General features: G+C 53.8%; 11 protein-coding genes. 6 read left to right on the top strand and 5 right to left on the bottom strand.

The window, feature by feature from the left end; genetic code table 11:
- Window positions 1-162: 162 nt before the first annotated feature.
- From VE009_RS15645 to VE009_RS15620, 6 genes are all read left to right on the top strand, one after another.
- Window positions 163-1,509 (top strand): ABC transporter substrate-binding protein, encoded by a 1,347-nt coding sequence (locus VE009_RS15645; RefSeq protein WP_325009178.1) that lies wholly within the window; start codon window positions 163-165, stop codon window positions 1,507-1,509.
- An 84-nt stretch (window positions 1,510-1,593) separates the two neighbouring features.
- Window positions 1,594-2,493, top strand: coding sequence for a sugar ABC transporter permease (locus tag VE009_RS15640; RefSeq protein ID WP_325009542.1), 900 nt, complete (start codon window positions 1,594-1,596; stop codon window positions 2,491-2,493).
- A 3-nt stretch (window positions 2,494-2,496) separates the two neighbouring features.
- Entirely contained in the window at window positions 2,497-3,342 is an 846-nt protein-coding gene (locus VE009_RS15635) for a carbohydrate ABC transporter permease (protein ID WP_325009176.1), read from the top strand.
- Window positions 3,343-3,398: 56 nt separating this feature from the next.
- Window positions 3,399-5,120: a sensor histidine kinase gene (locus VE009_RS15630; protein ID WP_325009175.1), complete on the top strand. Its 1,722-nt coding sequence runs from the start codon at window positions 3,399-3,401 to the stop codon at window positions 5,118-5,120.
- Window positions 5,113-6,282 (top strand): response regulator transcription factor, encoded by a 1,170-nt coding sequence (locus VE009_RS15625; RefSeq protein ID WP_325009173.1) that lies wholly within the window; start codon window positions 5,113-5,115, stop codon window positions 6,280-6,282. Before VE009_RS15630 ends, VE009_RS15625 begins: the two co-directional genes overlap by 8 nt.
- 19 nt (window positions 6,283-6,301) lie before the next feature.
- Window positions 6,302-7,408, top strand: coding sequence for an acetylxylan esterase (locus VE009_RS15620; protein ID WP_325009171.1), 1,107 nt, complete (start codon window positions 6,302-6,304; stop codon window positions 7,406-7,408).
- A gap of 80 nt (window positions 7,409-7,488) precedes the next feature.
- Here VE009_RS15620 and VE009_RS15615 read toward each other — a convergent pair whose 3' ends face one another.
- The 5 genes from VE009_RS15615 to VE009_RS15595 form a co-directional block, all read right to left on the bottom strand.
- Window positions 7,489-8,376, bottom strand: coding sequence for a carbohydrate ABC transporter permease (locus tag VE009_RS15615; protein ID WP_325009169.1), 888 nt, complete (start codon window positions 8,374-8,376; stop codon window positions 7,489-7,491).
- Window positions 8,373-9,239 carry a sugar ABC transporter permease gene (locus VE009_RS15610; protein WP_325009167.1) on the bottom strand — a complete coding sequence of 289 codons (867 nt, stop codon included), beginning with the start codon at window positions 9,237-9,239 and terminating at the stop codon, window positions 8,373-8,375. The genes VE009_RS15615 and VE009_RS15610 overlap by 4 nt, the downstream gene beginning before the upstream one ends.
- Before the next feature lie 80 nt (window positions 9,240-9,319).
- Window positions 9,320-10,519, bottom strand: coding sequence for an ABC transporter substrate-binding protein (locus tag VE009_RS15605; protein WP_325009165.1), 1,200 nt, complete (start codon window positions 10,517-10,519; stop codon window positions 9,320-9,322).
- A 314-nt stretch (window positions 10,520-10,833) separates the two neighbouring features.
- Window positions 10,834-12,357: a response regulator transcription factor gene (locus tag VE009_RS15600; protein WP_325009163.1), complete on the bottom strand. Its 1,524-nt coding sequence runs from the start codon at window positions 12,355-12,357 to the stop codon at window positions 10,834-10,836.
- Entirely contained in the window at window positions 12,354-14,174 is a 1,821-nt protein-coding gene (locus VE009_RS15595) for a sensor histidine kinase (RefSeq protein WP_325009161.1), read from the bottom strand. The genes VE009_RS15600 and VE009_RS15595 overlap by 4 nt, the downstream gene beginning before the upstream one ends.
- Window positions 14,175-14,190: the final 16 nt, after the last annotated feature.

Genomic DNA, 14,190 nt, shown 5'->3' with positions numbered 1-14,190 from the left:
CAAACCCAACATAATAGTATCAAGCCTCTAATACCGTGAGAATGAGATTGGAGCAGAACACCGGGATAGTATACAATGCAACCGTCATTCTTTATTTTTTTCGAAAGCGCTTCACCCTAAAATAAAGGAGCAACGAAAAAAAATGAAAAAGGGAGTGCAACGATGAAAGTACGTGTTCTTCAAGGCTTGGCGATCGTCATGGCGTTTTCTACGGCGCTGCTTGGATGCAGTGCGTCCACCGCAACCAAGGATCAAGAAACCGGGAGCGCGCCTCCCGCGGCCGCCCCGGCCGCTGAGAAAACGGAAGCCGCAGCAACAGCGCCGGAACCTGTCACGATCAATTACACCTTCTGGGCAGGGTCGCAAGCGAGCGTAGACATTGTGAATAAAGTCATCGAACTGTTTGAAGAAAAGTACCCTCATATCAACGTTGAGTATGAATACGCCCCTTGGGGGAACTACTGGGACAAGTTAAGCGTACAAGCGGCAAGCAACAGCTTACCCGACGTCGTTAGACAAGACTATTCGTATCTGGAGCGTTATTCGCAGAAGAATGTGCTCCTTAGCTTGGACGAACTCGTAAGCCAAAACAAAATCGACCTTTCCACAGTCGACAAGAAATACATCGAAAGCGGCTATGTGAATGGCAAATTGTACGGCATCAGTTCCGGCAGCAATGCGAACGTTCTTCTGTACGACCCCGAACAATTCGACAAAGCTGGCGTACCGAAGCCGAAAGACAATTGGACTTGGGAGGAGTACGAGCAAACCGTAACCGCATTGAAGGAGAAGCTCGGCGTCTACGGGGACATGCATATGGACGCCAACCAATTTAGAGTATACTTGCGTCAATTCGGTGCTTCCCTTTTCAGCAAAGACGGCAAATCGCTCGGTTACGATGACGATAAGCTGTTCGCCGATTTCTATGGAAGACAAATCCGACTGCAGGAAGCGGGGATCATTTCCCCAATCGAGTCGGAACTAGAATCGAAAGGTTCCGAAGACACGCCTTTCGCCAAGTTCGAGACCGTTATGGGAAGCCGCGGGTATTGGAGCAACAACCTGGAAGGATTGCAAAATTTCATGAAGAAGCCTCTTGAAATCGCGATGATCCCGGGCGACGCCAAAGGTATGTATTTGAAAGCATCCACGTTCTACTCGATCTCTGCTTCTTCTAAACACCCTGAAGAAGCCGCATTGTTCATTAACTTCATCATGAACGATATTGATGCGAATAAGATCATCAACGGCAGCTCCGGCTTCCCGTATGTGCCGGCGGTTCTGGAAGCGCTGCAGCCTAACTTCAACGACGCGCAAAAGAAAGTTGCGGCTTATCTGGAAAGCGTAGCGAAGTACGCCGATCCGATCTTCCCGCCGGAACCGGAAAAATCCGGCGAAGTAAACAAGGTGCTGTCCAATCTTGAGAGCGAGATGTTCTTCGGTCGAATTACGCCCGAAGAAGCGGCCGTTAAATTCAGAGAACAAGCTAATTCGATTCTTGGCAACTAACGTTTTCATTGCATGCATCGGGGAAGCGGAGTACCGCTTCCCCCTTCTGACTCAAGTCTCCCGAAACGAGGTGTCCGTCGTCCTATGAAGACCGGGCTTTCCGCTGCATCGAACAATGTCGCCGGATATTTGCTGATATCCCCTTGGTTAATCGGTTTTTTCGGACTCACGATTATCCCGCTCTTTACGTCATTGTACTTGGCTTTTACGAATTACGATATTTTAAGTTCTCCAGAATGGATCGGGTTTGACAATTTCCGCAAGATGTTTTCCGAGGATCCTCGTTACTTGAATTCGCTAAAGGCTACCTTTCAATACGTAGCCTTAGCCGTTCCGCTTAAGCTCGCTTTTGCGCTTTCCGTCGCTATGCTGCTCAATACGAGATTCAAAATCGTCAGCCTGTATCGTACGGTCTATTATTTGCCCACGATTATTGGGGGCAGCGTTGCGGTCGCGATCATGTGGCGGCAGCTATTCGGCCTCAACGGAGCGGTGAACGCGTTCCTGAACATGCTTGGAATCGAATCGGAGCGTTCTTGGATCGTCGATCCCGACACCGCGATGTGGACGCTCGTTTTATTAGGCGTTTGGCAGTTCGGTTCGTCTATGTTAATTTTTCTTGCCGGACTAAAACAAATTCCCGCCGGGTTGTACGAAGCTGCATATATCGACGGTGCCGGCGCCGTGCAGCGGTTTGCGAAAATTACGGTCCCGCTGTTGACGCCCGTCATTTTCTTCAACCTGGTCATGTCGATCATTGGCGGATTCAAAGTGTTTACCGAAGGCTTGATCATTACGAACGGCGGACCGTTCGACAAGACCTTGTTTTATTCCCTTTATCTATACGAGAAATCCTTTACGCTGTTTGAAATGGGGTACGGTTCAGCAATGGCTTGGGTGCTCCTGCTGATCATAGCATTCTTTACGGCCATTGTATTCGTCAGTTCGTCCCGCTGGGTGTATTACGAAACGAAGGGAGATTAACCCGTGGCGATTAGGAAAGGTATCATTCCAAGCGTCGTTTACCATATCTTCGTTTTTATTTTTGCCATCTTCATGATTTATCCGGTATTATGGCTCTTTTCAAGTTCCTTGAAGGACAATTCGGACATCTACGTCAATGCTCTGCAATTGATTCCGCGGGAATTTAAGTTCGAAAATTACGTAAACGGCTGGCAAGGTTTCGGAGGCTATACATTTTCCACGTTCTTTATGAATTCGGCCATCGTCACCGTTACCGCTACGTTCGGCACCATCGTTTCCTGCTCGACGGTCGCTTATGGATTCGCACGCGTACCTTTCGCCGCCTCTCGCTTTTGGTTCGCCTGCATGATGGTTTCGATGATGTTGCCGGAGCAGGTGCTAACGATTCCCCAGTATGTGTTTTTCTCTAAAATGGGATGGGTCAACACATTTATTCCCTTAATATTACCCTCCTTCTTCGGCGGCGCGTTTCTCACATTTATGCTGATGCAATTCATTCGTGGTCTGCCGAAGGAACTGGATGAATCCGCGATTATCGACGGGTGCGGAAAGCTGGGTGTGTTCGTACGCATCGTGCTGCCCTTGATCGTCCCGGCCATCGTTACGGCGTCCATCTTTAAATTTTATTGGACGTGGGACGATTTCTTCACCCCCTTGCTTTACATGAACAAAACGCAATATTACACAGCTTCGTTAGCCCTGAAATTTTTCTCCGATCCGCAGGCATCCTCGGATTGGGGAGCAATGTTCGCGATGTCCATCTTGTCGCTTGTTCCGGTATTCGTTATTTTTTTGGTGTTCCAACGCTTCATTATTGACGGTGTCGCTACAACAGGGCTTAAAGGATAATCTTTTCCTATCCACTAGTACTGGTGATTTGATATGATTCCCCTAGGGTGAGACAGTTGAAGAAATTAAAAATCAGGCATCGCTTGCTCATTATTCTTCTCATCGAGGCGGCTGCCATCAGCCTGCTCGGCTGGCTTGCGCTGCACTTCGCGCTGCAAATGTTCAGTGAGCAAATCTATAGGGAATCTTCCGATAAATTCAACCTGTACTCGCACGCCGTCCAAGAGAAATTAAAGACGATTGACAATTTGGCGTATTCCATCGCGACCGACATCGACATTCAAGAGCAGCTCGACATCCTTAACAACATGCCGCTGTCTTACGAATCATCTATAGCGGTTAAACGGCTGGAAGAAAGATTGTTCGTTCATCCGATTCACCAAGTTTCGTCCATCGTCATTTTGGATAACAATGCGCGCCAGTACACCGTCGGACACAATCCTAAGAAACTCGATCCGTCCACCCTGGCCGACATACGCGATTTAGCGCGCAGCCATAAAGGGGCCAGTGCTTGGGGAGAAGATCTAAGGAGACACTCCTTCTACATGGTGCGCGAAATTAGAAAGATCGCCGGCTTGGATCTCGGGACATTGGGTGTGCTCGTTATTTTGGTTGAGCCGGACCGCCTTGTCCAACCCGCGGACAAAACGTGGACCAATTACGGTTCCCAATTGGTGATACTTTCCGAGGGGAGAGTCGTGTATCCGGTAGATTTGACCTTATCCTTGGAGAGCCTGGCCCCTATACCTAAGACGCAAGGATACCGAATTACCGATATCGACCATCGTAAGTATTTGGTGACACATTCTACCTTCCCATATACAGGGTGGACGTTCGTCAACCTCGTGCCTTACGAACGCATCTTCCAGATGATCACCGTCACCAAACAAGTGCTTATCGTCTTTCATATCGTAATTTTTTTCATCATCGTTTATGTAGGGCTCCGTTTCTCCAAGAGCATTACCCAACCGATCGAGCAGTTGAACGCAAAAATCGGCAAAGCGAGCTTGGGCAATTTCGAAAGCAAGCCCCCGGATTTGCCGAAGCAGATGGACGAATTAGGTTTGATTAACCGCAACTTCGACCAAATGATGAATAAAATCGATTCCTTGATCAAAGAAAATTACGTCAAACAAATGCTTCTCAAGGAAACCGAGTATCAAGCGTTAAAAGCGACCATTAACCCGCACTTTCTATATAACACTTTGGAGTCCATCAATTGGATGGCCAAAACGAACGGACAGAAGGATATCTCCCGCATGGTGAAAGCACTCGGGCAGCTTCTACGGAGTTCCATCGATAAAAAGGCATTCGCAACGCTCCAGGAAGAAATTGCAACGCTCGAGCATTACATTTTGATTCAAAAAATTCGTTTCGCGGATCGCCTAGAGTGCGCGATCGACATTCCGGAGACATTCCGTCAATTGCAGATCCCGCAGCTCACGCTGCAGCCCATAGCCGAAAACAGCATTCGCTATGTTCTTGAACAATACGAAGGCGTCTGCGAAATTTCCGTATCTGCCGAGCTTCAGGGAAAGCGATTAATCGTATCCGTGCGCGATAACGGACCGGGAATGGACCCCGATTATTTGGCTCGTTCGGAATCGGGCACTGCCGTGGCGAAAGGTTCGGGAATCGGACTAAAAAATATCCATGATCGGCTCGTATTCATGTTTGGAAGCGATTACGGCATTCGGATCGACAGCTCCCCAGGGAAAGGAACCACTGTGAACATTCATATTCCTTACAAATATAACGGAGAGATGCGAAATGTTTAAAGTGTTTCTCGTAGATGACGAACGGATTATCAGGGACGGCATTTCGAACATCATTGAATGGGAAGCGATGGGTTTACATTTGCTTGGCGCCGCTCAGGACGGGGAAAGCGCATATGCTCAAATTAAGTCGCTCCGGCCCGATATCGTCTTCACGGATATCAAAATGCCCGGGATGAGCGGATTGGACTTGATTCGCAGACTACGGCAAGAGAACGTAAACGCAAAATTCGTCGTTTTATCCGGGTACAACGAATTCGAATTTGCGAGTACAGCCATGCAATACGGCGTGAAAAACTACCTGCTTAAGCCCTGCGACGAAGACGACATTTCATCGGTTCTACAGGTGTTAATACAAGAGCTTCAGCAGGAACGTCAGGAAGCAAATTTTTACAAACACGCCTTGGAGAAAACAAAAGAAAAATTCCTGCAAGAATGCGTAATGAGGCGCGTATTTTTCAAGGAAGATTGGCTCCAACACCGACAACTGTTTCATCTCGGGAACGATCATGTCCGCCTCATCCTCTTCCGTTTCCCGAGTTTCGTCGATTATACAACCATCTTTGCGATATCCAATGTGTCCAAGGAAATTCTCGGAGAGCGCGACATGCTTTCTTCCACCTCGTTCGGAAACAGTTTCCTCCTGCTCGTACGGGATTCCAACCGTTCGAACATCGCGGCGAAGGCAGAGACGATCAAGGAAACGTTCAATAAATACTACAAAATTCAATCCCGTTACATCATCAGCGATCAAGGGCAGCTCGAACAAATCTCCGAGTTATACGATGCGATACAAAACTGCAAGGAAGATGGCGCCAAGTACAGCGACATCGTTAACGCGACGATTGCATACATCAACGAAAACATTGACAATGAAGCGTTATCTCTCAACTGGATCGCCAAAGAAATATTATTTCTCAACGAGGATTACCTGAGTAAATTGTTTAAGAAGGAAACGGGGGAAACCTTCTCTCACTATCTGCTTCGTAAGCGGATCGAGAAAGCGAAAGAGCTGATGTCCAACGATCCTATGAGCAAGGTGTACGAGATCGCCGTCCAAACCGGATTTGGGCGCTACCCCCAATACTTTAGCAAAGTTTTTAAAACATATACCGGATACTCGCCCAAGAAGTTCAAACATACCATTACGGGCACGTCCTCGTGATGATTCAGGAGGCTGAAGCATGAAACGTATATACGGTAATTTGCCCGATCCATTGCGAAACGCGGACAACAGTATCATCGATTCCGTAACGATGTGGGAAAACGAGCGGCGGGCTGAAATCCTTTCTTTATTTGAGGAACATGTTTTCGGGATCAACCCGGTGGGGCGTCCGGAATCGCTCTGCTTCCATGCGGTTTCGACGGCGGGCTGGATGGAAGGTGCCGCCGTTCGCAAAAGCGTGGAAATTGCTTTTGAAGGCCCGGGTGGGACGGCATCCTTCCCTGCGGCAATCTTCGTCCCCGCCCGTTCCCCGAAGCCTGTCCCGGTGTTCTTGTTAATCAATACAGGAAACATCTCCCATGCGGACCCCGAGCGAGCGACCAGAACCGAATATTGGCCGGTCGAGGAAATCGTATCCCGCGGATATGCCGCAGCCGTGTTTCGCGTGGCGGACATCGATCCTGATGAGGATGACGGTTTCGCAAACGGCATTCACGGTGTTTTCGACCCGCCTGGTACGCCACGACCCGCAAACGCTTGGGGAAGTATAGCCGCTTGGGCCTGGGGTGCAAGCCGCGTACTCGATTACTTAGAAACCGATCCGGACATCGACGCAAGCAAAACGGCAATCATAGGTCACTCCAGGGGCGGGAAAACCGCGTTGTGGGCAGGTGCAACGGACCGGCGCTTCGCCATGGTCGTGAGCAACAATTCAGGCTGTACCGGGGCCGCGATGTCCAGGGGCAATACGGGGGAGCGCCTCGTCGATATCAATAACGCGTTTCCCCATTGGTTTAACGCTAACTATAAAAAATACAACGGGAAAGAGGATGAGTTGCCGTTCGACCAGCATATGTTGCTTTCGTTAATCGCTCCACGACCGCTTTACGTGGCGAGCGCAACCGAAGACAGTTGGGCGGACCCCGAAGGCGAATTCGCGTCTTTGGTCCTCTCCGAGAGCGTCTACCGTCTTTACGGGTCGGGAGGGCTTGGCACGAATTCCTTACCTCCTGCCGATCGCCCCGTGCACGGCGATAAAATGGGCTACCATCTTCGAACCGGCAGACATACATTAACGCTGTACGATTGGCAGCAGTTCATGGATTTTGCGGACCGATTTTTGTGACAGAGCAGAAGCTCCCGAACCCGTGGGTTCGGGAGCTCCTTTTATATAGTAAACCGATAGCCCAACGAGTCCGGGCCTGATCACCCCTTCACCGCTCCCGCGGTCATGCCCGCCACGATGCGCTTGTTGAAGAACAGGAACAAGATCAGCGGCGGGATGGAGATGAGCACGACGTCCGCGAACAGCAAATTCCAGTTCGTCAAATACATGCTCATGAAATTGTACAGCGTCAGCTGGACGGTCGCGTTCTCCGCCCCCGGCAGGAAATACAGCGGGTTGACGAAATCGTTAAAAATGGCGACCGATTGAATAATGATGATTGTCGACGACACCGGCTTCAGCAGCGGGAAAATAATGTGCGTGAACAGCTTGAGGCCGCCGCAGCCGTCGATGAACGCGCTCTCGTCCAAATCCTTCGGAATGGTCGCCGTGAACGCTTTGTACAAAATGACGCAGAACGGGAAATGGAGGGCGATCTCCACCAGCGTCAGGCCCAGCAGCGTCTTGAACAAGCCGATGGAATTGAGCACCCAGATCGTCGGCACGATCGCCGGCGGGATCATCAAGCCCGTCAAGATCAGAAAGTTGAGCGCCGACGCTTCCCTGCTCCGTTCGCGCCGCTGCAGCACGAACCCGGCCAGCGAGCTGAGCAGGACGAGGCCGGCCAGCGAAAACAGCGTCAGCAGCGTGCTGTTGTAGAACGCCCGGACGAGCATGTAATCGGCGGCCGCGAGCACGGCGGAATAATTTTCGACGATATGGAATGTCTCCGGCCAAGCCATGTTCATGTCCGCCGCCGCCGTGCTCGACTTGAACGAGTTCACGATAACGAAATAGAACGGCACCCAGAACACGATCGTGGAGGCGAGGAGGAGCACCGCCGTCACGATCACCTTGCGGACCAGCGTCAGCCCTTGGGGCTTCGGCTGCGCCGCGACGGATTTAGGTTCATTCACCGCGATGCTCATAAGTCGACCTCCCGTCGATTCAAGAACATATACAACGGGAAAGCCAACACGGAGATGCCGATAAACAGAATGACGTTCCCGGCGGTCGCGAGGCCGTAGAATCCTGCTTGATACTGCTTATAAATAATCGAGGCGATCAGGTCCGTCGAAAATCCCGGCCCGCCTCTCGTCGTCGCCCAAATCAGATCGAAGGTGCGCAGCCCTCCGATGAACGCCAAGATGATGACGGAGTTCATGGCCGGCCGGCTCAACGGCAGCGTAATGTGCCAGAAGCCGCGGAACGCGTTGCCTCCGTCGATTTTGAGCGCCTCGTAATAATGCTGCGGAATGGACAGAATGCCGGCGATATAAATGACGGTCGCGATGCCGACGCCCTTCCACACGTCGATGAACGCGACGGAATACAGCGCCAGCTTCGTATTGCCAAGCCAATCCGGCCCGTCGATGCCGAGCGAGGCGAGCGCGGTGTTGATGACGCCCTGCGTCGGGTGCATCATCGTGCTGAAGGCGATCCCGACGGCGATCGTGCTGAGCAGCGTCGGGAAGAATACCATCGAGCGAAAATAATCCCGGAACCAAATGCGCGAAGTCAGCAACGTCGCGAGCAGCAGCGCCAGCACGACCTTGAGGCCGCAGGTGACGACGGCGTAAATGATCGTATTTTTAAAGCCGATGCGCAGCGACGTTTCCTCGAAGAACATGACGTAATTATCGAAGCCGATAAACTGCCATTTGGTCAGCGTCCATCGCGTCAGCGAGAAGAACAGCGACATGAGCGTCGGCAGCAAATAAAAGACGAAGTAGACGATCCCTGCCGGAAGCAGGAACAGGTACGAGTACATTCTCTTTTGCGATAACGTCATCGTTCGGCACACCTCCCTTAAGAGCCGGCTCCGCCTTGGCCGCAGTCAAAGCGGAGCCGCGATTGCAGGCAAACGTTCGATTACCAGCCCGGCAAGTTCAGCTGCTGCGCTTGCTTCTCGACGTCTTTGTCGTAGTCCTTCGCCCCGTCGAGCGCCGATTTTTGGCCGGTGCCGACCTCGATCAGGAGGCTCTCCAGGTTCGGCCCTTTCACCGGGGACACGAACTCGAGGGCCGGCGCGGTGTTGCCCGAATCGAAGTACGGCTGCATATCTTTCACGGCATCGTATGCGTCGTCCGGCACGTTGATCCCTTCGACGACGTACGGGCCGTTCGCCTTCGCTTTGCTCATATACACTTTCATGCCTTCCGGGGAAATGGCGAACTCGAGGAACTTCTTCGCCGCCTCCACGTTTTTGCTCTTCTTGTTGATATACAGCGAGTTCGGCATCCAGACGGTCAATCCGTTAATGTTCGGGTCGTCGCTCGGAATCGGGAACACGCTGATATCCTTCACCTTATCCGGATGGTTCATCGCCAGCGAGTCCACCGCGGACGACAGCATCGGGTAGTGAACGCCTTCGCCCTCCGCGAGCATCTTCAGCGCCCCGTCGTAGGTCAGCGCAAGGAAATCCTCGTTCATGTACCCTTTCTTGAACGTTTCCTCCGTCATCTCGAAGCCGCGGAGCGCGGCCGGCGTCGTCGCGTACTTCGCCTTGTTTTCCGTGTAATCTTTGGCGAAGTTCGGGTTCTGAGCCTGCACGTTGTAGTGATTGCCGAGCACGTACAGCTGCGACGTCCACGTCGTCTTGTACGAACCGATCACGGCCACTTTGCCGGCCGCTTTGATTTTGTCGTTGTTGGCGATATATTCCGCCCACGTTTTCGGCACGGAGAGGCCGAGCTCCTGGTACACCCGTTTGTTGTACAAGATGCCGCCGACGTTGGAGGAACCGATCGGTATGCCGTACACTTTCCCGTCCTTGGTGACCGTCTGCTTATAGGAGTCAAGCAGCTTATCCATGAACGGCTCGCCGGTCAGGTCGACGAAATTTTCGTCCGGGTTCAGCGCCTGAAGCAGCGAACCGGAGTTGTAGAACAAAATATCCGACATTTCGCCGGTCGCGAGCCGCGTCTTGACGAGGTTATCCCCTTCCGTGCCGTCGGGCTTCACGTCGAATTTGATTTTGATGTTCAGCTGTTTCTCCGCTTCGGCCGCGAGCGCCTGCAGCGCCGGATACGCCGAACCGGTCGTCCCCGTAAGCAAGGTAAGCGTTTTCACTTCTGTGGAACCGGAATCAGTCTTCGCCGGTTCGCTGCCGGCGGGGGCGCTCCCCCCGGTATTCGTTGCGCTCGAAGAACAAGCTGTCATGGTTGCGGCGAGGAGGGTTGCGGAAGAAACTAGGGCGAACCATTTTTTCTCTCGAATCAAAACAATAACCTCCTTTAGTGACATACGTTCCTGCGGAAGCCGATGGTTTCGGCGATCCGCCTCCCAAAGCCCGGAGCCTTTGGTGAGCTAATTTCATTGTAGATGCCGCCCCGCCGCGAGAACACCTACGATTTTTCCAACCGAGGGGGACAATTTTTCCTATTTTATCGCTGCCGTCCGTTCGACGCTCGCTTCGCGTACTGCAGGGGCGATAGGCCGACCAGCTTTTTGAATTGCAGGCCGAAATATTTCGGATCCTCGTACCCGACGAGCCGGCTGACGTCCTGCAGCCGATCGAGTCCTTCGCTCAGCAGCTCCTGCGCTTTGCGAATTCGATATTCGGTGACGTATTCGGAGAACGTCAAGCCGGTCTGCGCCTTGAACATTCGCGACAAGTACCCCGCGCTGACGTAATGCTCCGCGGCGAACTGCTGCAGGGAGAGCGGCTCTTGGTAATCCTTATGGATGCGCTCCAGCAGCAGCGGAATCAGCTCCTTCGGATTGCCGTCCTTCCCTTCTTTGCCCCGGTCCGGCGCGTACAATCGTTCGAGCTTGCGCTGCAGACAGACGTACAGGTCTTCGTACGTGCAGACATGTTGAAGCGGCGCGGCGTCTTCTTGGACATGCTGCAAATTGACGCCGCCCCCGTTCCGGGCATGGAGCTTGAATTTCAACGAAAACATCATGTCGCCGACGAACAGCTCGAGTTGGCGCCGTTTCACCCGTTTTCGCTCCAATTCGTGCAGCAAGCTCCGCAGCGCGTGGCGCCCTTTCTCCCATTCCCCATTCCGGCAGTGCGTCTCGAGAATGCGAACGCGCTCCCACGCGCCGCCGAGGTCGGCGTCCGAAATTCGCTCGCCGATCGACGCGACCGTCGGCATGCCGAACCGCCGCTCTTCTTCCACAAACCGTTTCAGCCGTTCGAACGCCTCGGCCGGCGTCTCGCCTGGCGGCTTCATCCCGATCCCGATGTGCACGAGCGCGGACGGCAGCCGCAGCCGTTCGAGCAGCGCCTCCGCCCCTTCGCGGATCGCTCGCTCCGAAGGCGCATCCGCCGCCCGCAGGAGCAGCACCTGCCGCCGCCCGTCCGCTTCGATGCGGTACGCTTCCGCCGTCGGCGGCAAGCCGAACAGGCGCTTCACCTCGCCATCGTCGGGCGGCGCGGCGCGGCGGCGTTCCTCGGCGCCGTCGACATGCGCGAGCACGAGATAATACGCCTCGTCCCGGAACGCGGCGAGCTTCGGATGCGCCGGCGGCTCCGGCGTCAGCAGCATCCGGGTCAAGGCGCCGAGCAGCCATTCGTCCGAGATCCGAGCTTCCTCCCCGAGCTGCCGCAGCGCTTGATCGATGCTGTGGTACAGCGTCTCCTTCTTCACCGGCTTGACCAGAAAATCGCTCACCCCGTATTTCATGCCGAGCCGCGCGTACTCGAACTGGTCGTGTACGCTGACGATGATTTTCTTAATGGACGGGTCCATCCGGTACAGCCGCTCCGACAGCTCCAGCCCGTCCATGACCGGCATGTTGATATCGGTAAGCACCAAATGCGGGCGAACGCGCTCCGCCGCCTGCAGCGCTTCTTCCCCGTTGCTGAACGCGTACACGGCATGCTGCGGTTCGTACGCCCGGCACAGCTCCGTCAGCTCGGCGAGCGCCCAGTATTCGTCCTCGACCAGGAAAATGTTCATGGTTTCGCACGTCCCCCTTCGAATTGCGGCTCCGCGAACCGCAGCGGCATCGTCAGCTCCACCTTCGTCCCCATGCCGGGCGCGCTGTCGATCGCCGCGCCGTATTCTTTGCCGTAGTACAGCTGAATGCGGTGGTGAATGTTCGCAAGTCCGACGCCCCCCGGCTCGTCGCGCAGCCCTTGGAGCCCGCTTTCCTCGAGCAGCGCTTCCTGCAGCGCTTGCAGCCGCTCGGGCGCCATTCCCGCTCCGTTATCGTTAATGCGCAGCACGAGCGTCTCGCCGCGCCGCGTCGCGCGGACGGCGACGGTCCCGCCCGATTTCAGCCGGGCCAGCCCGTGATTCATGGCGTTCTCGACGACCGGCTGGATCGTCAGCTTGAGAATCAGCGCCTTTCGAAGCGGCTCCTCCACGTCGAACGTCAGGTTTACCCGGTTGCCGAACCTATGCTGCTGAATTTTGAAGTAATTGCCGATGTGATCCAGCTCTTCCTGCAGCGTAACGGGCCGGTGCATGTTCTTCATGCTGTACTGGAACAAGCCGGCGAGCGATTCCGAAATTTCCGCCACCTCTTCGGCGCCGCGGAGGCGGCTGATCGACTTCATCATGTTAAGAGTGTTGTACAGGAAATGAGGGTTGATCTGCGCATGCAGCGCGGCCAGCTGGGCGTTCTTCTCGGCGAGCTTCGATTCGTACACCTCCCGGATGAGCCGCGAGATGCTGTCCAGCATATGGTTATACACCCGGCTCAGCTTGCCGAATTCGTTGTTCCCGGAATACTCCATACGCCGCCTGAAATCGCCGAGCTCTACGCTGGACATATGCCGCATTAAGGCGCGTAGCGGCGTCGTGATGTGGTGCGACAGCGTATAGGAAATAAGCGCCGCGACGAGCGTCGTCGCGAGGCCGGCGGCGATGATCACGTTCCGGATTTGCGCTTGCTTGCGCAGTACGGCATCCTTCGGAAAAAGTACGACGGCCCGCCACCCGGTATAATCGGACGTTTCGTATGTATAAAAGTAGGACTTCGCCTCCCACACCAGCTCCCCGGCCGTTTTCCCGTCAGCAAGTCCGGCCGCGTCGAACGTGCGGCGCGCCCCCTCCGCTCCGACCGCAGCATTGTCGTAAATAACGGCGCCCTCGCCGTCAAGCAGCAGGATGGACATGCCGCCGGTGTCGAGCTCGTTCGCCCGCATCTCGGCGAGCGCCAACGCTTCGAACGCGTTCACGTTGATGTTGATATTCACGTAGCCGATGGCCTGCTGCGTCGGAATGCGGTGAATGCGCCGGATGAAAGAGACGAGCCGCTTCGTCGGCCCCCCGGCGTTCGCGAGCTGTTTCTCGTCGGGCAGATGCAAAATGAATTTGCTGTCTTCGAGCCGCCGGTGGAAATGCCGCAAATCCTCGTACTGATATGCAGGCACGAAACGGGTTTCCATCTCCTTGGAGTACGAGTACATGTACCCATCCAAGGTGTGGATCGAAATCGAATGAACATAAGGTTTCGGATACGAAAAATCGAACAAATACGGACTGAGCTTATACCCGATAATTTCTTTCTTCAGGGAATCGTCCGCCCTCGTATATTCCATTAAATTGCTCTGCACGACGGGGGAGATCGCCACCGCCAGCGAAAGCTCTTCGATATTTTGCAGATACAGATCGACCATGGCGGAAAATTGCCTGGAGATGATAGAGGATAAGAAGAGGGATTGATTCTGGATGTCGTCCGTGTACTTATGGTACAAAATGCCGCAGGTGATGCCGACGATGAATAACGATACGCAGGAAAACGCTACGAACATTTTCGTTTTCAGCATCGTTCCGCTGCCCCCT

Origin of the sequence: Paenibacillus sp. (assembly GCF_035645195.1) — a bacterium.
In the GTDB taxonomy this organism is placed as follows: Bacteria; Bacillota; Bacilli; order Paenibacillales; family YIM-B00363; genus Paenibacillus_AE.
Note: the sequence above shows the minus strand (reverse complement) of the source record. Positions and strands in the feature narration are given on the sequence as shown.